The following is a 22,794-nucleotide window of genomic DNA, read 5'->3' as shown; positions in this document are numbered from 1 at the left end:
CGAGGTCGGTCCGTTATAATGCGCGCCAGGACAATAGATTGCGCGCGCCCAGCCCGCTGCGCGCCTTGCCACAGGATCATCAAAACATGAATAGTGATGCCAATGTCGATCTGACAGAAATCGCCAAATTTGAAGCCATCGCCTCCCGCTGGTGGGACATGGAGGGCGAATTCAAGCCGCTGCATCAAATCAACCCGGTGCGCCTTGACTGGATCACCGATAAGAGCGGCGGCCTGTTTGGCAAGCGCGTGCTCGACATCGGCTGCGGTGGCGGCATCCTCTCCGAGAGCATGGCCCGCCGGGGGGCCCGGGTCACCGGCATCGACATGGGCAAGGAACCCCTCGGCGTCGCCCGCCTGCACGCGCTGGAACAAGGTGTGGAGCTCGAGTACCGCCAGATCACCGCCGAAGCCCACGCCGATGAAGCGCCTGGCCAGTATGACGTGGTTACCTGCATGGAGATGCTGGAGCACGTGCCGGACCCGGCCTCGGTGCTGCGCGCCATCGCCACCCTGGTACGGCCGGGGGGCAAGGTGTTCGTCTCCACCATCAACCGCAACCCCAAAGCCTATCTGATGATGATCCTCGGGGCCGAGTACCTGTTGAAGATGGTCCCCAAGGGCACTCACGATCACAAGAAGTTCATCACTCCCGCCGAACTCTGTCGCATGGGGGAAGCGGCGGGCCTGCTGGTGCGGGACATGAGTGGCGTTCACTACGCCCCGCTCTCCAACAGCTTCAAGCTCGGCAAGAATGTCGACGTCAACTACATGGTGGCGTTCGAGCGCCCGGAGCAAGGCTGATGAGCACACCTCACCCGATGCCCCTTGGCTGCGTGCTGTTTGATCTGGACGGCACCCTGCTCGACACCGCCCCAGACCTTGGCGCCGCCGTCAACCATGTGCTGATAAGCGAAGGCTTTGCGCCACTCTCTGACGACATCATTCGTCAGACCACCTCCCACGGGGCCCTGGGGCTGCTCAGGGCCGGTCTTGGGGACGAGCTGCTTGAGGAGCTGGGGGCCACCCGCCTTCGCACCGCCCTGCTCGACTACTACGCCGCCAACCTCTGCGTCGGCACCCGCCCCTATGAAGGCATGGTGGATCTCATCGAGTGGCTCGACGATAAAAAGCTGCCCTGGGGCATTGTCACCAACAAGCCGGGTTTTCTCACCGAACCGCTCCTGGCAGCCCTGCCCGAACTCGCCAGTTGCGGCGTGACGGTGAGCGCCGACACCCTGCCGGTGCGCAAGCCCGACCCCGCCCCCATGTTCTTTGCCTGCGAGCGCCTCGGCATCGCGGCCAGCCAGTGTCTCTATGTGGGGGATCACGAGCGCGACATCGAGGCTGGCCGCAATGCCGGCATGCGCACCGCGGTGGCTGGCTGGGGTTATCTCAATGATGACGAGGATCCCGCCCTCTGGGGCGCCGATCTTCACTTTGATACCGTGCAGGCCCTGCACCACTGGCTGCGTTACGAGCTGAGCTGACACGTTCATTGCCCATGACCGACAAGGCATCCGGATAGAGGTGGATCTGCGGGGCAACTTTGATGTTGTCCCGATGGCCGTGTGGGCATCTGCCCCGACGCGCAGATCCCCCCGCAGCGCACCAGAGGGATCCCGGACGATCCCTCTTTTTACGGGCTTGGCAACCCCCCGAACGGCGTAACAGGACACCTTTTGACCCTGACTGCACAAGGGATGAGCAGGCCGGATTTGCTAGTAAAAACACCCTGCTTTCGCAAGCAAAAAAAGTTATTTTAATTTTCCATCTTCGATCGCCGGACTTGCATTTGACGGATCGGACGGATGAAAACCCGTTCGCTGTGAGCGTCCACTAACTCCCGTCCCGACACCCACAATTTATCCACAGCTAATGCGTTATCCACAGATTGCATTACCGCATCGACCTCACTATCTTGTATTTCGCATTAAAAATAACACTACATCTTGTGATTCATCGCACAATCCCTGCCCAGTTTCCCTCGACAGACGGAGCCGGGTTGCGCCATTGTGCGATGGCTTTTCGGGAATCAACCGATACCGGCAGGTATCAATGAAAGGGGTCATCAGCCAATGAACTTGTTTGTGACGAAGCGTAACGGACACAAAGAACCCATCGATCTGGATAAAATTCACCGTGTGCTCGACTGGGCTGCCGAGAAGCTCGACAACGTGTCGGTCTCCCAGGTGGAGCTCAAGTCCCACATCCAGTTCTATGACGGTATCCGTACCGCCGACATCCACGAGACCATCATCAAGGCTGCTGCTGACCTCATCTCCGAGCAAAGCCCGGACTACCAGTACATGGCTGCCCGTCTGGCCATCTTCCACCTGCGCAAGAAGGCCTACGGCCAGTTCGAGCCGCCCCACCTGTATCAGCACGTCGCCAGACTGGTGGACATGGGCAAGTACGACAAGCACCTGCTGGAAGACTACACCCAGGCGGAATTTGAGGAGCTGAACGGCTACCTCGATCACTGGCGCGACATGGACTTCTCCTACGCGGCGGTCAAGCAGCTCGAAGGCAAGTACCTGGTACAGAACCGCGTCACCGGCGAGATCTACGAGAGCCCGCAGTTCCTCTACATCCTGGTAGCAGCCTGCCTCTTCTCCAAGTATCCGAAAGATACCCGTCTGGACTACATCAAGCGCTTCTATGATGCGGTCTCGACCTTCAAGATCTCCCTGCCGACCCCGATCATGAGCGGCGTGCGCACCCCGACCCGCCAGTTCAGCTCCTGCGTGCTGATCGAGTGTGACGACAGCCTGGATTCCATCAATGCCACCGCCAGCGCCATCGTGCGTTACGTTTCCCAGCGCGCCGGCATCGGCATCAACGCCGGTCGCATCCGTGGTCTGGGCAGCCCCATCCGTGGCGGCGAAGCCTTCCACACCGGCTGCATCCCCTTCTACAAATACTTCCAGACGGCGGTGAAGTGCTGCTCCCAGGGCGGCGTGCGCGGCGGTGCGGCCACCCTGTTCTACCCGCTGTGGCACACCGAGGTGGAGAGCCTGCTGGTACTGAAGAACAACCGCGGCGTGGAAGAGAACCGTGTCCGTCACATGGACTACGGCGTGCAGATTAACAAGCTGATGTACCAGCGCCTCATCAAGGGCGGCGACATCACTCTGTTCTCCCCGTCCGATGCACCTGGCCTCTATGATGCCTTCTTCGCGGACCAGGACAAGTTTGAAGCGCTCTACGTCAAGTACGAGCAAGATCCGGCCATTCGCAAGAAGACCCTGAAGGCAGTGGATCTCTTCTCCCTGATGATGCAGGAGCGCGCCGGTACCGGTCGCATCTACATCCAGAACGTGGATCACTGCAACACCCACAGCCCGTTCGACCCGTCCGTGGCGCCGGTGCGCCAGTCCAACCTCTGCCTCGAGATTGCGCTGCCCACCAAGCCGCTCAACAACGTGGATGACGAGGACGGCGAGATTGCCCTGTGCACTCTCTCCGCCTTCAACCTGGGCGCCATCGAGAAGCTGGAAGATCTGGAAGAGATGGCCGAGCTGGCCGTGCGCGCTCTGGACGCCCTGCTCGACTATCAGGACTACCCGCTCAAGGCCGCCAAGAAGGGCAGCATGAACCGCCGCACCCTGGGGATCGGCGTCATCAACTACGCCTACTACCTGGCGAAAAACGGTGCCCGCTACTCCGACGGTTCCGGTCTGGCCCTGACCCACCGCACCTTCGAGGCGATCCAGTACTACCTGCTGAAAGCCTCCGTGCAACTGGCCCGCGAGTTCGGCCCCTGCCCGGCCTTTGGCGAGACCACCTATGCCCAGGGTATCCTGCCCATCGATACCTATAAAAAGGATCTGGACACCCTGTGCAATGAACCCCTGCACCTGGACTGGGAAACCTTGCGCGAAGAGATCAAGACCGTGGGTCTGCGCAACTCCACCCTGACCGCCCTGATGCCGAGCGAGACCTCCAGCCAGATCTCCAACGCCACCAACGGCATCGAGCCGCCCCGCGGCCTGGTGTCGGTGAAAGCCTCCAAGGACGGCATCCTCAAGCAGGTGGTGCCGGAGTACCACCGCCTGAAGGATCAGTACGAACTGCTGTGGAAACAGCCGAGCGTCGACGGTTACCTGCAGCTGGTCGGCATCATGCAGAAGTTCGTGGATCAGGCGATCTCCGCCAACACCAACTACGACCCGGCCCGCTTCGAAGGCAACAAGGTGCCGATGAAGCAGTTGCTCAAAGACTTGCTGACCGCCTACAAATACGGTCTCAAGACCCTCTACTATCACAACACCCGTGATGGTGCCGACGACACCCAGACCGATCTGCAAGATGACGGCTGCGCTGGCGGGGCTTGCAAGATCTAACCGCGAAACGCACTGATAAACCGGGCGGGAGCATCAAGCTCCCGCCCTCCTGTTTTCCCTATTTCACGGCATTCTAACCATGGCTTACTCTACTTTTTGCCAGACCCAAAATGATCAGCTCAAGGAGCCGATGTTCTTCGGCCAGTCGGTCAACGTGGCCCGTTATGACCAGCAAAAGCACGACATCTTCGAGCGGCTGATCGAGAAGCAGCTCTCCTTCTTCTGGCGCCCGGAAGAGGTGGATGTCTCCCACGACCGCATCGACTTCCAGGCTCTGCCGCCCCACGAGCAGCACATCTTCATCTCCAACCTGAAGTACCAGACCCTGCTGGATTCCATTCAGGGCCGCAGCCCCAACGTGGCCCTGCTGCCCCTGGTCTCCATCCCGGAGCTGGAGACCTGGATCGAGACCTGGGCCTTCTCCGAGACCATCCACTCTCGCTCCTACACCCACATCATCCGCAACATCGTCAACAACCCGGGCCAGGTGTTCGACGACATCGTCACCAACGAGCAGATCTTGAAGCGCGCCGGCTCCATCAGCCACTTCTATGACGATCTCATCGAGGCCACCTCCGTCTATCACCTACACGGTGAGGGGGCCCACCGGATCGGGGATCGCGAAGTCACCATCAGCCTGCGGGAGCTCAAGAAGAAGCTCTACCTGTGCCTGATGAGCGTCAACGCCCTCGAAGCCATCCGCTTCTACGTGAGCTTCGCCTGCTCCTTCGCCTTCGCCGAGCGCGAGCTGATGGAGGGCAATGCCAAGATCATCAAGATGATCGCCCGTGACGAGGCCCTGCACCTGACCGGCACCCAGCACATGCTGAACCTGATGCGCAGCGGCAACGACGACCCCGACATGGCGGAGATCGCCGTCGAGTGCGAGCAGGCCTGCTTCGAGCTGTTCAAGGAAGCGGCCCTGCAGGAGAAGGAGTGGGCCGAGTACCTGTTCCAGGATGGCTCCATGATCGGCCTGAACAAGGACATCCTCTGCCAGTACGTGGAATACATCACCAACCTGCGCATGGCGGCCGTCGGCCTGCAACCGGCCTTTGCCGGCACCAAGCAGAACCCCATCCCCTGGATCAACACCTGGCTCTCCTCCGACAACGTGCAGGTGGCGCCCCAGGAAGTGGAAGTGAGCTCCTATCTGGTGGGTCAGATAGACAGTGAAGTGCACGCCGACGATCTGGGTGACTTCGAGCTGTGATGCAAGGCGACCTCTGCTGGCAGGCCATGATGCGGGAGAGCGACGTCCGTGAGTGACGCCACCGCCACCCTGAACGCGCCCCTGCATACCGCCACCACGGCGCCGGAGGGGCAAGCCCCCCAGGTACAGACCCTGGACGGTGTGCTGCACCCCCATCCCGGCGAAAGCGTGCTGGAGACCCTGGAGCGCCACGGCCATCACGTGGAGTTCCAGTGCCGCAGCGGCTATTGCGGCGCCTGCCGCACCACGCTGCTGGCGGGCAAGGTGCACTACGCCGCCGTCCCGCTCGCCTTTGTCTCCCAGGGGGAGTGCCTCCCCTGCTGCTGCCAGCCGGTGGGCACCATCAAGCTCGATATCCGAAAGGGCTGACGGCCCTTATCGCCAGATCTGCCCCGCAAACAAAAAGCCGCCGGATTGCTCCGGCGGCTTTTTTCATGGGAATCTCCCATCTCTTGAGGGAAATGAGGGGCCATGGCCCCTCTTACATTACAACCCGGGGGCGTTACAACCAGGGGGCGGCGGTCGGCCCGTGGTGCAGACCCAGCTTCCAGACCCGGCCAAAGTGCTTGTAATGACCGGCCGCGACACCGGCTTTCTCCCCCATACCGTGGTAGAGATCGAGGTGCCCCTTCTTCACCGCGCCCCCCACATCCAGCGCAATCAGCAGGCGCAGCTGGTGCTTGCCGGTCCAGTTGCCCTCTTTGTCCAGCAGCGGCACTTCCGCGAGGATGGGGGTGCCCATGGGCAGCAGAGTCTTGTCGGCAGCCACCGCCGCCATGGGCAAGAGCGGAATGCCGGCAGCCCCCACCACGTCATTGGTGGGACGGCGCTCGAAGAAGACATAGGAGGGGTTCTGCTCCACCAGCTCCTTCACGCTCTCTTCCGGCTGACGGTTGGCCCACTCCTTGATGGCCTTCATGGACATCTGCTCCTTGGGCACTTCGCCACGGTCGATGAGCACCCGGCCAATGCTGACATAGCCGTGGCCGTTCTTGCCGCTGTAGCCGAGGTACTGCAGCCGGTCGTCATCGCCGTAGTGAACGAAGCCGGAACCCTGCACGTCCATCAGGAAGTTGTCGATGAGGGACTTGCTGTAGCCCAGCTCCAACCCCCGGTTGGCCAACGCCCCCCGGTGGATCTCGGCCCGGCTCGGGCAGCGACCGCCGCAGTTGGGCATGGCATAGATGGGATACTTGTACTGGGCGTCCGGGCGATGGCGCACCTCCAGCACCGGCGAGTAGTAGCCGGTGAAGAGCACGTTGCCCATGCGGTCGGCACCGCCAAGCTGCGCCAGGCTGATGCCGTACTGGGTGATATGGGCGGGATTGCCCCCATTGGCGACCCAGCGTGAGAGCTGACGGTAGAGCTCCCCATAGCGGCTCGCCATGCGGCCGGAGCGTTCCATCACCATCCGGCTCTGGGGACCGAACTTGCTGTAATCGGCGCGGGCGCGGCTGTTGACCCGCTCTACCCGCACCAGATCCCCCGGCAGGGCACCATCCAGATACTGCTTGCCCAGATTCACAGGGATCTCGCAGTTCAGAAAACATCCGGATTCCGCCTTCTTCTGGGGCACCTTGACCGGTTCAGGGTTGCCCGCACAACCGGCCAGCCCCACCACGGCGGCGGCCAACCAGTACGCATGTCTATTCATATGTCCTCATATAACACCGAGTGTCTTGCACGGCGGGGAAGATGCCAAAATTGCCCGGGGAAAGCAAACGCCTTCACGCCCCTGACGACGGATTTCTCCTGCCGTGATCTTCTGGGTTATAACAAGGTGACAAGGTGTGAGAGGTCATGGATGGAACAGCTCGAAATCTTCCCGCTCCAGAGCCCCTGTGTCGGGGTCTGCGAACTGAACAACAAGGGGTATTGCAAGGGATGCCTGCGAAGCCGCGAGGAGCGTTTCAACTGGCTTGCCATGACCCCTGCCCAGCAGCAGGAGGTGATGCGCCTGTGCCGCAACCGCAAGGCCAGGGTCGAGGCCGCTCGCCGCAAGGCGCAGGCCGAAGAGGCGGCCGATCCGCCGCCCCCGCCAGGCTGGGATTTTTAAATCCCACGTTGCCCCTCCCCCCAACAAGAAAGGCGGCCCCAGGGCCGCCTTGTCATGAAGAGTGTGTCACGCCGTGACGCCCTCAGACGGTCGCCAGCTTGGCCTGCTCCTCGCCACGCTTGAGCATGGCGTAAGCCACCCCGGTCACCAGAGAACCGGCCGCGATCGCCAGGATGTACATCATCACATGGCTGATGGCGTTCGGGATGAAGAGCACGAACAGACCACCGTGGGGTGCCACCAGCTCGCAGCCGAACAGCATGGAGAGCGCACCGGTCAGGGCACCGCCCGCCATGCAGGCCGGGATGACGCGCATGGGGTCCTTGGCGGCAAACGGGATGGCCCCCTCGGAGATGAAGCACAGACCCAGCACGAAGGAGGCCTTGCCCGCCTCCTGCTCCGCCTTGATGAACTTTCTGCTGGCCAGGAAGGTCGCGATCCCCATCCCCAGTGCAGGCACCATGCCGGCGGCCATGACCGCTGCCATGGGGGCATAGGTCTTGGAGGCGAGCAGGCCGACACCGAAGGCATAAGCCGCCTTGTTGACCGGGCCACCCATGTCGAAGCACATCATGGCGCCGATGATGACACCCAGCAGCACGGCGTTGGCAGAGCCCATGTTGTTGAGGAACTCGGTCATGGCATTCATGATGCCCGCCACCGGGCCACCCACCACGTAGATCATCACCAGACCGGTGAACAGGCTGGCAAAGAGCGGAATGATGAGGATGGGCTTGAGGGCTTCCAGGGTGACCGGCAGGCGTACCTTGTCGCTCAGGAACTTGGCGCTGTAACCGGCGAGGAAGCCGCCGACGATGCCGCCAAGGAAACCGGCGCCGAGCGAGCTTGCCAGCATACCGGCGATCATGCCGGGCGCCAGACCCGGACGGTCGGCGATGGAGTAGGCGATGTAGCCTGCCAGCACCGGGATCATCAGGGCGAAGGCGGAGCCGCCACCGATCTTCATCAGGGCCGCGGCCAGCGTCCCCTCTTCCTTGAACGCTTCAATGCCGAAGATGAAGGAGAGCGCGATGATAAGGCCCCCCGCTACCACCATGGGCAGCATGAAGGAGACACCGGTCAGCAGGTGCTTGTAGGGGCCCGCCTTTTCCTCTTTCTTGACCGCAGCCGCGCCGCTGTGGCGATAGACCTTCGCCTCGGTCCAGGCCTTGTCGAGCTCGGCCCGGGTTTTCTTCAGGGCAGCCCCCGTGCTGGTGCGATAGACCGGCTTGCCGTCAAAGCGCGCCATGTCCACCTCGATGTCAGTGGCGAGGAACACCAGATCGGCGGCGGCAATCTCGTCCGCCGTCAAGGCATTCTGGGCACCGACCGATCCCTGGGTCTCGACGCGGATCTGGTGACCCAGCTGCTTGGCCATGGTCTCCAGGGCCTCGGCCGACATGAAGGTGTGGGCCACCCCGGTCGGGCAGGCCGTCACCGCCACGATGCGCTTGGCACCGCTGGCCGGTTTGGCAACCACAGGCGTCGCCTCATGGCGATAGACGCTGGCACCGCTTCGCGCGGCGTCCAGCAGGGCAGCGGGATCCTGGAGCGCCAGATCCATGTCGCCCCGATAGAGCGACTTGCCATCATAGGCGGCCAGATCCACCGGTGCGCTGGCAACGACCAGCACCAGGTCGGCGGCGGCAATCAGCTCTTTCGAGGGAACCTGACGGGGCTGCACGCTGGAGTCGACGTCGAGGGTGAGCTCCCAGCCAGCCAGTTTGGCCTGCTGTTCTATCCGTTTTGCAGCGAGAAAGCTGGTGGCAATGCCCGCCGGGCAAGCCGTAACCAGAATTGCTTTCATTGGGCATCTCCTGAGTTAGCCATCAAATGGGGTTGGGGTTGAGTCGGTGCCAGATCATCCAGACGCTGTACGCGCACCTGCTCGAGTAACGGTTTGAGCACATTGATATCGTTGAAGCCGACCGCGACCTGGCTCACCGCCAGTGCCGAGACGGCGGTGGCCAGCCGCAGGGTCTGCTCCGGCGTCCAGTCCAGGCTCATGCCATGGACCAGGCCCGCCACCAGGGAGTCGCCGGCACCCACGGTGCTGACCACCTCCATGCGCGGCGGAATCGCCTGCCAGGTGGCATCCGGTGCAAACCAGATGAGGCCGTCGGCACCATTGGAGATCACCACGTTGGGGATCCCGCTGGCCTGCAGCGCGCGGGCGCACTCGGCCTGCTCGCTCAGGGTCTTCACGGGGCGACCCGCCCACTGGCTCAGCTCTTCCAGGTTGGGTTTGACCAGGGTCGGCGCCGCCTTGATCCCTTCGCTCAACGCCGCGCCGCTGCAATCGAAGATCACCTGCTTGCCCTTGGCCTTGAGCAGACGGATCAGATGGCCGCAGTAATCGGGGGCCACCCCTTTGGGCAGGCTGCCCGCCAGCACGAACCAGTCAGTGTGGGGTGCCAGTCGCTCCAGCGCCGCTTCCAGGGCGCTGACATCGCCTTCCTGCACCGCGAGTCCCGGCAGATTGAGATCGGTCACCCGGCCGGATTGTTCGGAGATCTTGACGTTGATCCGGGTGTCGCCCGCCACGCGCACGAAGTGATCGGCAAGGGCACGCTCCTCGAACAGGGAGACGAAGCTCTGCTGGTTACCCTCGCCGAGCCAGCCGGTCAGGCCTACGTCACGGCCGAGATCTTTCAAGACCATGGCGACGTTGATCCCCTTGCCCGCGGCGCGCAAGTTGGCCTCGCTCACCAGATTGACCTCGCCAGGGTGCATGGCCTCCAGACGGGTGGTGAGATCGAGCGCGGGATTAAGGGTGATGGTGACGATGTCCATCAGTGCGCCCCCTCGCCCAAGCCGGCGGCAATGGCTTCGCCAATGCCCTTGAGGGCTGCTTCGGCATCCGCTCCTTCGGCGCGAAACGCCAGACGATGACCGCACTTGACCCCAAGCCCGATCACCTTCATCAGGCTCTTGGCAGAGACGGCTTCACCGCTGCCATCGAGGTTGGCGACGCGGATGTCGGATTCATACTCCTTGGCCACCTTGACCAGCATGGCGCCCGGACGGGCATGCAGACCGTGGGGGTTGATGATGGTGAAGGTCTCGGACAGCCCGCTCGCCGGACCCGCCTGCAACATGGCCAGACCGTCGCTGCCAGAAAGGGTGGCCAACTGGCCGGCTGCGGCCAGCTTGGCCAGATTCTCGAGTTGCGGCAGATGGCCGCTATCTGCGGCACACAGCAGTAGCAGGGCGCTGACCGGCAATTCACCGACGTTCAGCGGGGTGCTCGGGGTGGCCAGCACCCAACCGGTCTGGGCCGCTTGCGCACGGGCCAGCCAGATGCCCTCCCCCAGGTGAACAGGCTGGCTGGCCAGGAGGGCGCTCACCATGGCGGCGTCTCCCCAGCCTGCGGATTTGGCGCGGGCCGCAGCCCCCAGCAGCAACTGGTCCTGGTCGTCGGCCGGGAAGTCCGCCAGGGTCAGGTATTGCACCTCTTTGGCGGCAGTCGCGCCAGTCAGGATATTGATGATGGTCTCTTCGTCGGTCGCCCCCTTGAGCTGGGCTGCGGCCTGCTCGTCACCCAGCACGTGGGTGAGCTGGCGCAAGATCCCCAGGTGCTCGTCGGACTTGGCGGCGATGCCGATGGCGACGTAGGCAATCTGCCCCTCGTCCCACTCGATGCCGTGGGGGAACTGGGCCACCATGACACCGGTGCTCTTCACCAGATGACGGGTGTCCGTGGTGCCGTGGGGAATGGCGATACCGCTGCCAAGATAGGTGGCGTGCTGCGCTTCCCGCGCCAGCATGCCGTCCACGTAACCTGCTTCAACCAGACCGGCGTCGGTCAGTTTGCTTGCCAGCAGGGCGATGGCGTCCGCCTTGGTCGTCACCGATTGTCCCAACAGGATTTGCTGTCGCGCCAACTTCAACATAGAGATTCTCCATCAGGTCCGGCTTCGCCTCGCGGCGTACCGGCGCAACTCAACTCGATTTTCGGGTAACTTGCCTGCTGACAATAGACGGTGATCTCTCGCTTTGGTGAGCCGGAACCCATTTCCAAGTGCAGATAATCATCCGTTACTGACAAGCTGAATCGTTTCACTTACACTCAGACTGAATCGTTTCAGCGCATTGTTCAAGATCCCGCAGAAAGTACGTTTCAATGATATGATCCCGCGCACACTTTTCGGCGCCCCAACCAGGAACCGGCGCGGGCCTTGCAACTCAAACAGAGCCAACATGATGAAACTGGATGAAATCGCCGCGCTGGCCGGTGTCTCTCGCACCACCGCCAGCTATGTGATCAATGGCAAGGCCGATCAATACCGCATCAGCCAGGCAACCCGCGACAAGGTGATGGCCGTGGTCCATGCCCACAACTATCAGCCGGACAGCCGCGCCGCCTCCCTGCGCGGCGGCCAGACCCGCACCCTCGGCTTCATCCTGCCCGACCTCGAAAACGCCAGTTACGCCAAGCTCGCCAAGCGCCTGGAGCAAGGGGCCCGCACCCAGGGATATCAGTTGCTCATCGTCTGCTCGGAGGACGATCCGGACACCGAAAAGGAGCTGGCCCGGATGCTGGTGAGCCGCCATGTGGACGCGCTCCTGGTGGCAAGCTGCCTCCCCCCGGCGGATCCCTTCTACCTGGAGCAGCAGTCCCGGGGCGTGCAGATCCTCGCCATCGACCGTGCCATGGCCACCGAGCACTTCGTCACCGTGGCGAGTGAAAACCAGAAGGCGAGCCTGGACCTCACCGCCTCCCTGCTCACCCCGGCCATCGGTCATATCGCCTTGATCACTGCACTGCCGGAACTGACGATCAGCCAGGAGCGAAAAGCGGGCTTCGAACAGGCGATTGCCAGTCACAGTGCGACCCGCCACCTGTGTGAAGGGGCCCACTTCTCGCGCACCGAAGGGTATCGCCTGATCAAGACGCTCCATCAGCAGCTCGGCCAACTGCCCGAGGCGCTGATCACCACCTCCTACATCCTGATGGAGGGGGTGCTCGACTACCTGCTGGAGCAGGAGGCCGACATGAGCCAGCTCGCCATGGCTACCTTCGGGGATGACCGCCTGCTCGATTTCCTCCCCTTTGGCATCAACTCCCTGCCCCAGCAGCACGACGCCCTGGCAAGCCAGGCCCTGACGCTGGCCCTCAAGGCGGTCAATGGCGACTACCAGAGCGGCCTGCACTATGTGAGCCGTACCCTCAAACGCCGCCGCTGACGCGAAACGGACGTGCCGAAGGCGACCACGGTCGCCTTTGCGTGTTTTTACGCCATCCACTCCAGACAACTGTCATCATTTATTTCCACACAAGCGCCTTTCACAGTAGAACCTTCGCTCACTCCCGCTTGTTTTCGATATTTTAATCGGCTAACGTGGCAACCCTGTTTTACAACCTGCGGCTGTTCGTAACGATGTCTCCACTCCGATATTGCTAGCCTCCGGCTTTTCCCCGGAGGCGTCTCCCGACACAGCCAACTGGCTCTCTCTTGTTTGCAACAGCGCCCCTCACTTTCGGATGGATGACATGAATACCAAGACCCTGGGTTGTACCCTGTTGATTGCCGGCACCACCATAGGCGCCGGCATGCTGGCCCTGCCGCTGGCCTCCTCGTCCCTGGGCGGCCCCGCCACCCTGATGCTGATGATCGGCCTCTGGGCCCTGATGGCCTTCACCGCCATGCTGCAGGTGGAAGCCAGCCTCAGCACCGGCAAGTGGTACCTGCACCAGTTGGCGGATCACCTGCTCGGCCCCTGGGGCAAGGGCATCGCCTCCTTCTGCATCCTGATGCTGTTCTACGCCCTGGCCTCCGCCTACATCAGCGGCGGCAGCAGTCTGCTGACCCAGGCACTGGCCGATGCCGGCCTGCCCCTCGGCCAGGAGCAGGCGGCCTGGGTCTTTACCCTGCTGTTTGGCGGCATGGTGTGCGTCGGCACCAGGCAGGTGGATTACCTCAACCGCCTGATGTTCACCGTGAAGCTGGTGATCATGGTGGCGGTGCTGGCGCTGCTGCTGCCCCGCGCTCAGGGGCAGCACCTGCTCTCCATGCCCCTCGGGGAAGGCCTGCTGCTGGCGGGCCTGCCGGTCATCTTCACCTCCTTCGGCTTCCACGGCTCCATCCCGAGCGTCATGCTCTACCTCGGGGACAACCCCAGGCAGTTGCGCCGGGTCTTCGTGTGGGGCTCCGCCTTGCCGCTCGTGCTCTACGTGCTGTGGCAGGTCGCCATCCTGGGGCTGCTGGGCCAGCAATCCCTGATCCAGACCGGCGGCGCCCTGGACAGCCTGCTGGCCAACGTCGGCGGCCTGGTGAGCTGGCCCGCCTTCAACCAGGCGATGCATCTGTTTGCGGATCTCGCGCTCGCCACCTCCTTCCTCGGGGTGACCCTGGGACTGTTCGACTTCATGGCCAAGGTGACCCGTCGCAAGGACAACTGGCAGGGCCGCACCCAGACCGGCCTCATCACCTTCGTGCCGCCCCTGCTGTTCGCCCTCTACTTCCCGCAAGGCTTCATCATGGCGCTCGGTTACGCCGCCATTGCGCTGGCGGTGCTGGCGGTGCTGCTGCCAGTGGCCTTGGTGTGGCAGAGCCGCAAGCAGGCCGAGGCAAACCACTACCGCGTCCCGGGCGGCGTACTGGCCCTGGGTCTGGCCGGTGCCATGGGGGTACTGATCGTCGGGGTGCAGGTCAGCGTCAGCATGGGGCTGCTGCCCGCCCTCTGATCTCCCCGACCCGACAAGCAGAAACGCCGCAAAGAGACACGCCCCGCCAACCCAGTTGGCGGGGCGTTTCATTGGCACGGGCTCACTTGGCCGACCCGCGCCCCTCCTCGCGAAGCTCATCCAACAATGAACATTTGAGTACAACCATGTATAGATATGTACATGACTGCGCCCCTGCCCTACACTGCTTAGCAGACAACCCACGATCCCGTGCCCGTCTGGCACGCCAACCCGGGAGGCAACATGGCCGCCACCGCATCTCTTCCCCGGCAACAGCCCGCCGTCGATCCCAGCAAGGCCCTGCCCGTGGTGTTTCGCATCCTGGACAAATGGCAGTGCAGCACGGATGAACAGCTCAGGCTGCTTGGCATTACCTCCCGCTCCACCCTGAACAAGTACAAGGAGGCTAGCGGCGGTATTCGGCTGAGCGCCGATCTCCAGGAGCGGATGAGCTATCTGCTCAACATCCACAAGAGCCTGCGGCTGCTGTTCAGCCTGGATGAGAGCATCTATGGCTGGGTGCGCAAACCCAACAGCCACCCCTTCTTCGCCGGGCGCAGCGCCATGGAGGTCATGCAGGGTGGGCGGGTGGCCGATCTCTACGAAGTGGCCACCCGGCTGCACGCCTGGCGCGGGGAGATGGCCTGATGTCCTCCCCGCCCTTGCGCACCTTCCACAATGCCTGCGCCTATCGCATCATCCCGAGCCGCTTTCCCCCCATCTGCCTCTATGAAGACGTCGCTACCGCCGACGAGCTGGAGGCGGTCTGGGCCGTCGAGGCCCTGACCAACGACAGGCTGAGGGAAGAGGCGGGCGAGCTGATGCGGGTGCCCAGGGAAGACTGGCTGGTGGGGCTGCCCGGCGGCAGCTATGTGATGGCCGCCTTCACCCACCTCAATCCCGAGGGTGGCCGTTTCACCACGGGGGACTTTGGCGGCTACTATTGTGCCCCCTCCCTCGACACCGGCATCAAGGAGACGGTCTACCACAGGGAGCGGATCTTCGGGTACACCCGGGAGCCGGCCCAGAAGGTGCAGATGCGAGTGATCCAGGCGCAGTTCAGCGCCAGCCTCATCGACATCACGGGCCCGGCGTTTCTGCCAGGCCCCCTCTATCACGCCACCGATTACGGCCCCGCCCAGGCCTTCGCCCGGGAGCAGAAGGTTGCCGGGGCGGACGGCATCCACTACCGCTCGGTGCGCCACCCCGGTCACGGCTGCCACGTGCTCTATCGCCCCCGTCTGGTCAGCCGGGTGGACCACGCCCGTCATCTGGAGTACCACTGGAGCGGCGAGGCCATCACCCATGTGCTGGAGATCCGCCTCTACGGTGAATAGCGTCTACCAGGACAAAAAAGCCCCGCCAGATTGGCGGGGCTTTTTGTATCAACCGAACAGTGGGGGAGCCTGGCTCCCTGACCGCTTACTGGTTGTGGCTGGCGCGGCGCGGACGACGGGCCTGGGCCGGTTTGGCGGCGCCGCCTTCCGGACGCTGACCGCCCTGGGGCTTGGGCTTGCCACCGTTGCCGGAGCGGTTACCGCCGCCATTGCCACCGTTGGCAGAACGACCGGCACCCTGACGCTGGCCCTGACCTTGCGGACGCGGCGCACGGCGCTGCTCGCTCGGATCCCGCGGCTCTTTGCGAAGCGGCGCGCCGATGCCACGGGCGATGTTGTCGAGGGTCTCGCGGGAGGCTTCAAAACCGGCCACCTGCTCGCACGGAATGTTCTGCTTGGTCAGCCGCTCGATGGCCTTGATGAGCTTGCCCTCATCGGCGGCCACCAGGGAGATGGCGTGACCAGCGGCGCCAGCACGGCCGGTACGGCCGATACGGTGCACGTAATCTTCCGCCACGTTCGGCAGCTCGAAGTTGACCACCTGGGGCAGTTTGTCGATGTCCAGGCCACGGGCGGCGATGTCGGTCGCCACCAGCACCTTGACGCTGCCATCCTTGAAACCGGCAAGGGCGCGGGTACGGGCACCCTGGCTCTTGTTGCCGTGGATGGCGGCGGCGCTGACGCCGTTCTTGTCGAGGGTCTCGGCAACGCGGTTGGCCATGTGCTTGGTACGGGTGAACACCAGCACCTGCTGCCAGTCGTTGCTGGTGACCAGGTGACTCAGCAGGGCAATCTTGTTGGCCTTGTCGCAGGGGTGTACCAGCTGCTCGATGCGCTCGGCGGTGCTGTTGCGCGGGGTCACTTCGATCACCGCCGGGTTGTCCAGCAGACCGGTGGCCAGCTCGCGAATTTCGTCGGCGAAGGTGGCGGAGAAGAGCAGGTTCTGGCGCTTCTTCGGCAGCAGGGCCAGGATGCGGCGGATGTCGCGGATAAAGCCCATGTCGAGCATGCGATCCGCTTCGTCCAGTACCAGGATCTCCACTTCATCGAACTTGACGGCGTTCTGGTTGTAGAGATCCATCAGGCGGCCCGGGCAGGCCACCAGCACGTCCAGACCACGGCGGGTCGCCATCATCTGGGGGTTGATGCTCACGCCGCCAAATACCACGTGGCTGCGGATCGGCAGGTGTTTGCCGTAGTTGCGCACGCTCTCGCCCACCTGGGCGGCCAGCTCGCGGGTCGGGGTCAGCACCAGGGCACGGATGCGATTCGGGGAGACCTTGCGCTTGCTTTCAGTCAGACGCTGCAGCATCGGCAGGGTGAAACCTGCGGTCTTGCCGGTCCCGGTCTGGGCGGCGGCCATCAGATCACGGCCAGCCAGTACCGCCGGGATCGCTTGTTGCTGGATGGGAGACGGGGTGTCGTAGCCTTGCTCGGCAACGGCACGCAACAAGGGTTCGGCCAGACCGAGGGAAGTAAAACTCATAGTTACCTGCTAGGGATAGGGGCGCCAAAGATCGTGGTGGGGCTCCTCTGCTGAGCCGATGCCATCTCACAGGATCCGGGCCTATAGAGAAAACAACGATTTCCCCGGGGAGCAGAGCAAAGGGGAAAGAATAGAGGCGCAGTCTAACGGAGTTGGCGCACTTAGACGAGGAAAATGTGATGCGCCTCCCAGCACGGCTGGAAATAGGGACGAAGGCAGGACAAAATGGCCCGAATCGCCGTATGTATCAATGCCCCTGCGCAGCCTGCCGGGGACGGCGCGATACACGGAACAGGAGGTTTTGATTGAAACGGAAGTTCACCCCCACCGCCCGGCGCATGCTGGGCCTCGTCCTGCCCCTGCTCTTCGCCCAGCCCCTCGCCGCCAGGGAGACCCTGTCGGTGGCCTGGAGCCACTGGCCCCCTTTCAGCCAAATCGCTGCCGACGGTACCCTCGGTGGACTGGACGTGACCCTGACCCGCCAGATCCTGGGCAAGGCAGGCGTGGAGCCCGCCTTTCGCAACCTCCCCTGGGCCCGGGCCCTCTACCTCATGGAGCGCCAGCAGCTGGACGTGGCCATGGGCGCCCTGAAAACCCCCGAGCGGGAGCGGTTCGCCCGCTTCTCCGCCCCCTATCGGCGCGCCAGCTTCGTGCTGCTGAGCCAGCGCCCGCAGGCCGGGGAGCCCGAGGGCTGGCGAGAGATCACGGAGCTGGCAACCCTGTGCCAGGCCAAGGGGCTGCGCCTTGGCAAGCTGCGAGGCACCCGCCCCCTGCCGATGAGCGAGGAGTGCCCCGCCCTCGGGCAGGCGAGCGAATACAACAGCGATGACAGGCTGCTCACCCTCTTGCTGGCGCGCCGCCTCGACGGCGTCATCATGGAGTGGCAGTACGCCCGCTACCGGCTCGGCCAGCTCGGGGCGAGCGATGCCATCCAGTGTCAGGTGCTCTTGCACCAGCAGCCGGTGCGCCTGATGTTTGCCAAAGAGGCCGTGAACGAGGACGCGCTCGCCCGCATCGATTCCGCCATCGCCGCCCTGCCCTCACCGGATCCCGCCTTTGCGCCGCCCCGCTGCCGCCTGGACGCAACCCGGCAGTCATCGCTCTCGACGCCATCGGCCCCCTGACGCCGACGCCGGCAAAAAACCATGAAAAAGGCGACCCTGGGGTCGCCTTGTGGTTTTTGGTGATCACTCACCCTGCCTGCAGCATGATCAGCGCAGTTGCGGGGTCTGGGTGTGCACGCCCTGGTTCTGGGCGCGGTGGCGCAGCAGGTGATCCATCAGCACCAGGGCCAGCATGGCCTCGGCGATGGGCACGGCACGGATGCCGACGCAGGGGTCGTGACGACCCTTGGTGATCATCTCGGTGGCCTCACCGCTGGTGGTGATGGTCTTGCCCGGCACCGTGATGCTGGAGGTAGGCTTGAGGGCCATGCTCACCACGATCTCCTGACCCGACGAAATGCCCCCCAGGATGCCCCCCGCATGATTGCTGGCAAAGCCGGCCGGAGTCATCTCGTCCCGATGCTCGGAGCCTTTTTGCTCCACCACCGCGAAGCCGTCACCGATCTCCACCCCCTTCACCGCGTTGATGCCCATCATGGCGTGGGCGATGTCGGCGTCGAGGCGGTCGAACACCGGCTCCCCCAGGCCCACCGGCACATTGCGTGCCACGACACACACCTTGGCCCCCACGCTGTTGCCCTCTTTCTTGAGGGCACGCATGTATTCATCCAGCGCCTCCAGCTTGCCCGCATCGGGGAAGAAGAAGGGGTTCTGCTCGATCTGGCTCTCGTCGAACCCTTCCGCCTTGATGGGGCCGAGCTGGGAGAGAAAACCCACGATCTCGATGCCGTGCACCTGTTTCAGGTACTTCTTGGCGATGGCCCCCGCCGCGACCCGCATGGCGGTCTCGCGGGCCGAGGAGCGGCCGCCGCCACGGTAGTCACGCTGGCCGTACTTCTGGTGATAGGTGTAGTCGGCGTGACCCGGACGGAACAGATCCTTGATCTCGGAGTAGTCCTTGGAGCGCTGATCGGTGTTCTCGATGAGCAGCCCGATGGAGGTGCCCGTGGTCTTGCCCTCGAACACCCCGGAGAGGATCTTCACCTCGTCCGCCTCGCGGCGCTGAGTGGTGTAGCGGGAGGTGCCGGGCTTGCGCCTGTCCAGATCCCCCTGCAAATCGTCTTCGCTTATCTCCAGCCCCGGCGGGCAGCCGTCGACCACGGCGCCCAGCGCCAGACCGTGGCTCTCGCCGAAAGTGGTGACCCGAAAGAGTTGGCCGAAACTGTTCCCTGCCATGAATGCTCCTTGCTGCTTAGTTCTTGTAAATGGCGAAATGGGCCTGGTGCTGCTCGAGCTCTGCGCGGGTCATCACAAAGACGCCGTGGCCGCCGTTTTCGAACTCGACCCAGGTGAAGGGCACCTCGGGGAACTGGGCTTCCAGGTGGATCATGCTGTTGCCCACCTCGACCACCAGCACGCCATCCTCTTTCAGGAAGTCGGCGGCATTGGCCAGCAGACGTTTGGTGAGCTTGAGGCCGTCGGAGCCCGACGCCAGGGCCAGCTCCGGCTCGTGGCGAAACTCCTCCGGCAGATCCGACATGTCCTCGGAGTCAACATAGGGCGGGTTGGAGACGATGAGATCGTACTTGTCACCGGCCGGCAGATCCCGGAACAGATCGGAGCGAATGGGGATAACCTGCTGCTCCAGTCCGTGATCGTTGATGTTGCGCTCGGCCACGTTGAGGGCATCGACGCTGATGTCGATGGCATCCACTTCCGCATGGGGGAACTCGTGGGCCATGATGATGGCGATGCAGCCGGAGCCGGTGCACAAGTCCATGATCCGGGTCGGTTCGTCTTTCAGGAAGGGGGCGAAGCGGTTGGCCACCATCTCGGCGATGGGGGAGCGCGGAATGAGCACCCGTTCGTCCACGTAGAATTCCCAGCCCGCATACCAGGCCTTGTTGGTCAGGTAAGGCGCCGGAATGCGCTCCTGCACGCGGCGGATGATGAGCTCGGCGATGCGGTGGCGCTCGCTGGTGGTCAGGCGGGAGTGGCGCATGCCCGGATCCACGTCCGGCGGCAGATGTAACGCGGGCAGCACCAGTTGCACGGCCTCATCCCAGGCGTTGTCGGTACCATGTCCGTAGAAGATCCCGGCGTCGTTGAAACGACTCATGGCCCAGCGCAACATGTCCTGGATGGTGTGCATTTCGGCAACCACCTCATCGATAAATATCTTGTCCAAATCCACCTCCAAGTCGAGTAATATCCGGCCCGAGAATTTTATACAGCGAGCAAGACGAGTACCTGATGAAAAATACGCCCTCACTCACAGACGAGGAAAGCCTGCTGTTTCGTGATGCTGTCAAAGGTACCCGGAAAATTAAGCAAGATACCATAAGGGCCTCCTCAAACCCGGTCAAGCAGAAACGCGAAGTGCGCGAGAGCCGCGAAAAGCTTGGGGTTGACTACTTTTTCAGCGACGAGTACCAGCCCCATCTCGAGGCGGACGGGCCGACCCGTTACGTGCGCGACGACGTGTCAAAATTCGAGCTGAAAAAGCTCAAGCGCGGCAGCTACCCGCCGGAGATTTATCTGGATCTGCACGGCATGAACCAGCACCAGGCCAAGCAGGAGCTGGCGGCCCTGCTCACCCTGTGCCGAAAAGAGAACATCCACGTCGCCTCGGTGATGCACGGCATCGGCAAGCACATCCTCAAGCAGCGCATCCCGAGCTGGCTGGCCCAGCACCCCGCTGTGCGCGCCTTTCACCAGGCGCCGCGGGAGTGGGGGGGCGAGAGCGCCATCCTGGTGCTGCTGGACATCGCGGAGTGACCCCCTGCCCCGCCTTGCCCCGGACGAACGCCATAAAAAAACCACCGCCAGCTTGCGGTGGTTTTTTTATTGGCACCCCGCAGGGGTCAGCCGGCGGCCTCCATATGGCGCTTGAAGTTATCCAGGATGCTCTGCCACCCCGCCCGCTGCTGTTCGCCGCTGTGCAGGGACTCGGCATCGAACCGCTCCTCCACCCGGGTGCCCCCCTGTTCTGCCACGAACCGCACGCTCACCTCGCGGCCATCGGCCATGACGTAGCCGAGCCCCGTCGGCGCCGTGACCTCGGTGAAGGTCCCCTCGAAATCGAACCCCGTGCTGCCATCCCGCGCCGCCATGTGGTGGCAAAAACGCCCACCCACCCGCAGGTCCACCCGGCTTTGGGGGCAGTGCCACTGCGGGGAAGCGGCGTTCCACGCCATGATGCTGGCGGGGGTGTTCCAGCCCCGCCACACATCGGCAATCGGCCTGGCAACCCAGACGCTGACGCTTATCTTCATCTCTCTGCTCCTCTGGCTTTCCTGCACGTTTTGCACTGTGGCACTGTCATGCCACGCCGGGCGCATCGGGCTGCGCCAAAAAGTGTGCCACCAGGGCATTGGCATGGCCGTGACCCATGGCGTGTTCGTCCTTGAGCCAGGCCACCAGGGCCATGTGTTTGCGCTCCTCCCGCCCCGCCAGCAGGGTCAGCCAGTGGACGATGGGGTGGCCGTATTTCTGCTCGATGGCGGGAAAATAGGAGGCAGGCCCCTTCACCTTCGGTTGTTCATCCATGATGGCTTCTCCTCGGGGTGATTACAGGCTCAGGGTTTGGGGGCGAACTGCTCGAACACCTGCTGCCCGGTCAGGGTCGGGGTGTCGTTCTTGAGGGCATAGAAGTCGGGCTTCTCGTCGATGAAGATCTGCCCGGTGAGCTCGAACCCCTGATCCTGAAACAGGCCGGCGGAGAGGATGTACTCGTCCGTCGGCAACAGATGGTAGAAAAGATGGGTGCCGCAGGTGGGGCAGAATCCGCGCTCCGCCCACTCCGACGAGCGGTAGGCCACCGGGGTCATCCCGGTGAACCGTACGCCCTTGCCCCCGTGCACCGCGAACATGGGCCCCCCTGACCAGCGCCGGCACATGGCGCAGTGACACAGGTTGACCTCCTTGTGATCGCCGCTCGACACGGTGATCCCGCCACACAGACAATGTCCTTCCATGATGCCTCCTGAGAGTTGGGGCGACAGACCGGGCGAACGGGTGCTCGCCTTCTTGCCGCACCAGATGAAGTAGCACGGGATCCGGGGGGCGGCAACTGACCATTCCGGGGCCTCACCGCGGGTCTGAGACTCCCGGAGCGGGAAAATCCCCCTCTTTATTCATCGCGTGAATGACTCAACATATCCCATGCACCGGATAAATAATGGTCAGGTTCCCTCCTGCAAGGCGATGCGATTCCCCTCGCAATCCCGACACTCCGCCACCCCGAGGCCCTCCCCGACCCGGGTGACGGGATAGAGACAGGCCCCGCCCGATGCCAGTGCCCGGGCCATGGTCCCCTCGATGTCAGGCACCCGCAGATAGATCCGGGTGCCATCCAGGCTCGGCACATAGCTCTCCCCCTTCGCCAGGGCGCCGGAGCAGCCCGCCGTGCCACTTTCCAGGGGAAAGAGCGCCATCTCGTTGCCATCGATCTGCACCCGCTCCAGCACCGTCTCGAAGACCCCCTCATAGAAGCGGATGGCTCTCTCCAGATCCTGTACCGGAATTTCAAAATGAATGGCGATGTTCATGGTCATCCTCCCTCGGTGTGAATCCGCAGGCTATCAGTGCCAAAAGAGGCGCAGC

General features: G+C 63.3%; 23 protein-coding genes. 12 read left to right on the top strand and 11 right to left on the bottom strand.

Annotation, left to right across the window (positions count from 1 at the left end; all coding sequences use genetic code 11):
* Positions 1 to 86 precede the first annotated feature (86 nt).
* The 5 genes from ubiG (at position 87) to yfaE (ending at position 5,927) form a co-directional block, all read left to right on the top strand.
* Entirely contained in the window at positions 87 to 803 is a 717-nt protein-coding gene (ubiG, locus tag PG883_RS05945) for a bifunctional 2-polyprenyl-6-hydroxyphenol methylase/3-demethylubiquinol 3-O-methyltransferase UbiG (protein ID WP_043155501.1), read from the top strand.
* On the top strand, positions 803 to 1,489 hold the full coding sequence (locus PG883_RS05940; RefSeq protein WP_270807030.1) for an HAD family hydrolase: 687 nt from the start codon (positions 803 to 805) through the stop codon (positions 1,487 to 1,489). The genes ubiG and PG883_RS05940 overlap by 1 nt, the downstream gene beginning before the upstream one ends.
* A 588-nt stretch (positions 1,490 to 2,077) precedes the next feature.
* Positions 2,078 to 4,345, top strand: a complete 2,268-nt coding sequence (gene nrdA / locus PG883_RS05935) for a class 1a ribonucleoside-diphosphate reductase subunit alpha (RefSeq protein WP_182975747.1) — start codon at positions 2,078 to 2,080, stop codon at positions 4,343 to 4,345.
* Positions 4,346 to 4,424: 79 nt separating this feature from the next.
* On the top strand, positions 4,425 to 5,558 hold the full coding sequence (gene nrdB / locus PG883_RS05930) for a class Ia ribonucleoside-diphosphate reductase subunit beta (RefSeq protein WP_104454217.1): 1,134 nt from the start codon (positions 4,425 to 4,427) through the stop codon (positions 5,556 to 5,558).
* Between the two features lie 48 nt (positions 5,559 to 5,606).
* Positions 5,607 to 5,927, top strand: coding sequence for a class I ribonucleotide reductase maintenance protein YfaE (gene yfaE / locus PG883_RS05925; protein WP_408805761.1), 321 nt, complete (start codon positions 5,607 to 5,609; stop codon positions 5,925 to 5,927).
* A gap of 133 nt (positions 5,928 to 6,060) precedes the next feature.
* Here the strand turns inward: yfaE and mltA are convergent, their stop codons facing one another.
* Positions 6,061 to 7,212, bottom strand: a complete 1,152-nt coding sequence (gene mltA, locus PG883_RS05920) for a murein transglycosylase A (protein WP_029314565.1) — start codon at positions 7,210 to 7,212, stop codon at positions 6,061 to 6,063.
* Between the two features lie 150 nt (positions 7,213 to 7,362).
* Here mltA and PG883_RS05915 point away from each other — a divergent pair, with 150 nt between their 5' ends.
* Positions 7,363 to 7,614 carry a DUF1289 domain-containing protein gene (locus tag PG883_RS05915; protein ID WP_010674819.1) on the top strand — a complete coding sequence of 84 codons (252 nt, stop codon included), beginning with the start codon at positions 7,363 to 7,365 and terminating at the stop codon, positions 7,612 to 7,614.
* Positions 7,615 to 7,696: 82 nt separating this feature from the next.
* Here the strand turns inward: PG883_RS05915 and fruA are convergent, their stop codons facing one another.
* The 3 genes from fruA to fruB are packed head-to-tail and all read right to left on the bottom strand — an operon-like array spanning position 7,697 to position 11,507.
* Positions 7,697 to 9,421: a PTS fructose transporter subunit IIBC gene (gene fruA / locus PG883_RS05910; protein ID WP_210599918.1), complete on the bottom strand. Its 1,725-nt coding sequence runs from the start codon at positions 9,419 to 9,421 to the stop codon at positions 7,697 to 7,699.
* Positions 9,418 to 10,407 (bottom strand): 1-phosphofructokinase, encoded by a 990-nt coding sequence (pfkB, locus tag PG883_RS05905; protein ID WP_010674821.1) that lies wholly within the window; start codon positions 10,405 to 10,407, stop codon positions 9,418 to 9,420. Before pfkB ends, fruA begins: the two co-directional genes overlap by 4 nt.
* Positions 10,407 to 11,507, bottom strand: a complete 1,101-nt coding sequence (gene fruB / locus PG883_RS05900; RefSeq protein WP_010674822.1) for a fused PTS fructose transporter subunit IIA/HPr protein — start codon at positions 11,505 to 11,507, stop codon at positions 10,407 to 10,409. Before fruB ends, pfkB begins: the two co-directional genes overlap by 1 nt.
* Before the next feature lie 307 nt (positions 11,508 to 11,814).
* On the opposite strand from fruB, the gene cra reads away from it, so the two are divergent.
* From cra to PG883_RS05880, 4 genes are all read left to right on the top strand, one after another.
* On the top strand, positions 11,815 to 12,801 hold the full coding sequence (gene cra, locus PG883_RS05895; protein WP_010674823.1) for a catabolite repressor/activator: 987 nt from the start codon (positions 11,815 to 11,817) through the stop codon (positions 12,799 to 12,801).
* Between the two features lie 307 nt (positions 12,802 to 13,108).
* On the top strand, positions 13,109 to 14,302 hold the full coding sequence (locus tag PG883_RS05890) for an aromatic amino acid transport family protein (RefSeq protein WP_202041147.1): 1,194 nt from the start codon (positions 13,109 to 13,111) through the stop codon (positions 14,300 to 14,302).
* Between the two features lie 243 nt (positions 14,303 to 14,545).
* Positions 14,546 to 14,950, top strand: a complete 405-nt coding sequence (locus tag PG883_RS05885; protein ID WP_039040750.1) for an antitoxin Xre-like helix-turn-helix domain-containing protein — start codon at positions 14,546 to 14,548, stop codon at positions 14,948 to 14,950.
* On the top strand, positions 14,950 to 15,639 hold the full coding sequence (locus tag PG883_RS05880) for an RES family NAD+ phosphorylase (RefSeq protein ID WP_043155504.1): 690 nt from the start codon (positions 14,950 to 14,952) through the stop codon (positions 15,637 to 15,639). Before PG883_RS05885 ends, PG883_RS05880 begins: the two co-directional genes overlap by 1 nt.
* A gap of 85 nt (positions 15,640 to 15,724) precedes the next feature.
* Here the strand turns inward: PG883_RS05880 and PG883_RS05875 are convergent, their stop codons facing one another.
* Positions 15,725 to 17,125: a DEAD/DEAH box helicase gene (locus tag PG883_RS05875; RefSeq protein WP_010674827.1), complete on the bottom strand. Its 1,401-nt coding sequence runs from the start codon at positions 17,123 to 17,125 to the stop codon at positions 15,725 to 15,727.
* A 305-nt stretch (positions 17,126 to 17,430) separates the two neighbouring features.
* Between PG883_RS05875 and PG883_RS05870 the strand changes: the two genes are divergently transcribed.
* On the top strand, positions 17,431 to 18,249 hold the full coding sequence (locus PG883_RS05870) for a substrate-binding periplasmic protein (protein WP_442866369.1): 819 nt from the start codon (positions 17,431 to 17,433) through the stop codon (positions 18,247 to 18,249).
* Between the two features lie 87 nt (positions 18,250 to 18,336).
* On the opposite strand, the gene aroC is transcribed toward PG883_RS05870, so the two are convergent.
* Both aroC and prmB read right to left on the bottom strand, forming a co-directional pair.
* Positions 18,337 to 19,425 (bottom strand): chorismate synthase, encoded by a 1,089-nt coding sequence (gene aroC, locus PG883_RS05865; protein WP_010674829.1) that lies wholly within the window; start codon positions 19,423 to 19,425, stop codon positions 18,337 to 18,339.
* A 16-nt stretch (positions 19,426 to 19,441) separates the two neighbouring features.
* Complete coding sequence (gene prmB / locus PG883_RS05860; RefSeq protein ID WP_010674830.1) at positions 19,442 to 20,377, bottom strand: 50S ribosomal protein L3 N(5)-glutamine methyltransferase; 936 nt, start codon at positions 20,375 to 20,377, stop codon at positions 19,442 to 19,444.
* A 65-nt stretch (positions 20,378 to 20,442) separates the two neighbouring features.
* Between prmB and smrB the strand changes: the two genes are divergently transcribed.
* Positions 20,443 to 20,967, top strand: a complete 525-nt coding sequence (gene smrB, locus PG883_RS05855) for an endonuclease SmrB (protein WP_029314568.1) — start codon at positions 20,443 to 20,445, stop codon at positions 20,965 to 20,967.
* Positions 20,968 to 21,053: 86 nt separating this feature from the next.
* On the opposite strand, the gene PG883_RS05850 is transcribed toward smrB, so the two are convergent.
* The 4 genes from PG883_RS05850 to PG883_RS05835 form a co-directional block, all read right to left on the bottom strand.
* Positions 21,054 to 21,464 (bottom strand): SRPBCC domain-containing protein, encoded by a 411-nt coding sequence (locus PG883_RS05850; protein ID WP_010674832.1) that lies wholly within the window; start codon positions 21,462 to 21,464, stop codon positions 21,054 to 21,056.
* A 46-nt stretch (positions 21,465 to 21,510) separates the two neighbouring features.
* The gene (locus tag PG883_RS05845) at positions 21,511 to 21,738 is read right to left on the bottom strand and encodes a DUF4287 domain-containing protein (RefSeq protein ID WP_010674833.1); all 228 of its coding nucleotides are present in this window, start codon (positions 21,736 to 21,738) and stop codon (positions 21,511 to 21,513) included.
* Positions 21,739 to 21,767: 29 nt separating this feature from the next.
* The gene (locus tag PG883_RS05840; protein ID WP_010674834.1) at positions 21,768 to 22,166 is read right to left on the bottom strand and encodes a GFA family protein; all 399 of its coding nucleotides are present in this window, start codon (positions 22,164 to 22,166) and stop codon (positions 21,768 to 21,770) included.
* 207 nt (positions 22,167 to 22,373) lie between these two features.
* Entirely contained in the window at positions 22,374 to 22,739 is a 366-nt protein-coding gene (locus tag PG883_RS05835; protein ID WP_010674835.1) for a VOC family protein, read from the bottom strand.
* Positions 22,740 to 22,794: the final 55 nt, after the last annotated feature.

It is taken from the genome of Aeromonas sp. QDB25, from assembly GCF_027707725.1.
Classification (GTDB): domain Bacteria; phylum Pseudomonadota; class Gammaproteobacteria; order Enterobacterales; family Aeromonadaceae; genus Aeromonas; species Aeromonas caviae.
Note: the sequence above shows the minus strand (reverse complement) of the source record. Positions and strands in the feature narration are given on the sequence as shown.

Excerpts from the sequence above, each read along its gene's own strand:
- PG883_RS05875 (WP_010674827.1), bottom strand. The coding sequence starts at position 17,125 with ATGAGTTTTACTTCCCTCGGTCTGGCCGAACCCTTGTTGCGTGCCGTT.
- PG883_RS05890 (WP_202041147.1), top strand. The coding sequence starts at position 13,109 with ATGAATACCAAGACCCTGGGTTGTACCCTGTTGATTGCCGGCACCACC.
- PG883_RS05880 (WP_043155504.1), top strand. The coding sequence starts at position 14,950 with ATGTCCTCCCCGCCCTTGCGCACCTTCCACAATGCCTGCGCCTATCGC.
- aroC (WP_010674829.1), bottom strand. The coding sequence starts at position 19,425 with ATGGCAGGGAACAGTTTCGGCCAACTCTTTCGGGTCACCACTTTCGGC.
- smrB (WP_029314568.1), top strand. The coding sequence starts at position 20,443 with ATGAAAAATACGCCCTCACTCACAGACGAGGAAAGCCTGCTGTTTCGT.
- PG883_RS05885 (WP_039040750.1), top strand. The coding sequence starts at position 14,546 with ATGGCCGCCACCGCATCTCTTCCCCGGCAACAGCCCGCCGTCGATCCC.
- fruB (WP_010674822.1), bottom strand. The coding sequence starts at position 11,507 with ATGTTGAAGTTGGCGCGACAGCAAATCCTGTTGGGACAATCGGTGACG.
- PG883_RS05845 (WP_010674833.1), bottom strand. The coding sequence starts at position 21,738 with ATGGATGAACAACCGAAGGTGAAGGGGCCTGCCTCCTATTTTCCCGCC.
- PG883_RS05840 (WP_010674834.1), bottom strand. The coding sequence starts at position 22,166 with ATGGAAGGACATTGTCTGTGTGGCGGGATCACCGTGTCGAGCGGCGAT.
- pfkB (WP_010674821.1), bottom strand. The coding sequence starts at position 10,407 with ATGGACATCGTCACCATCACCCTTAATCCCGCGCTCGATCTCACCACC.
- mltA (WP_029314565.1), bottom strand. The coding sequence starts at position 7,212 with ATGAATAGACATGCGTACTGGTTGGCCGCCGCCGTGGTGGGGCTGGCC.
- fruA (WP_210599918.1), bottom strand. The coding sequence starts at position 9,421 with ATGAAAGCAATTCTGGTTACGGCTTGCCCGGCGGGCATTGCCACCAGC.
- nrdB (WP_104454217.1), top strand. The coding sequence starts at position 4,425 with ATGGCTTACTCTACTTTTTGCCAGACCCAAAATGATCAGCTCAAGGAG.
- PG883_RS05915 (WP_010674819.1), top strand. The coding sequence starts at position 7,363 with ATGGAACAGCTCGAAATCTTCCCGCTCCAGAGCCCCTGTGTCGGGGTC.
- cra (WP_010674823.1), top strand. The coding sequence starts at position 11,815 with ATGATGAAACTGGATGAAATCGCCGCGCTGGCCGGTGTCTCTCGCACC.
- nrdA (WP_182975747.1), top strand. The coding sequence starts at position 2,078 with ATGAACTTGTTTGTGACGAAGCGTAACGGACACAAAGAACCCATCGAT.
- PG883_RS05940 (WP_270807030.1), top strand. The coding sequence starts at position 803 with ATGAGCACACCTCACCCGATGCCCCTTGGCTGCGTGCTGTTTGATCTG.
- PG883_RS05850 (WP_010674832.1), bottom strand. The coding sequence starts at position 21,464 with ATGAAGATAAGCGTCAGCGTCTGGGTTGCCAGGCCGATTGCCGATGTG.
- ubiG (WP_043155501.1), top strand. The coding sequence starts at position 87 with ATGAATAGTGATGCCAATGTCGATCTGACAGAAATCGCCAAATTTGAA.
- PG883_RS05835 (WP_010674835.1), bottom strand. The coding sequence starts at position 22,739 with ATGAACATCGCCATTCATTTTGAAATTCCGGTACAGGATCTGGAGAGA.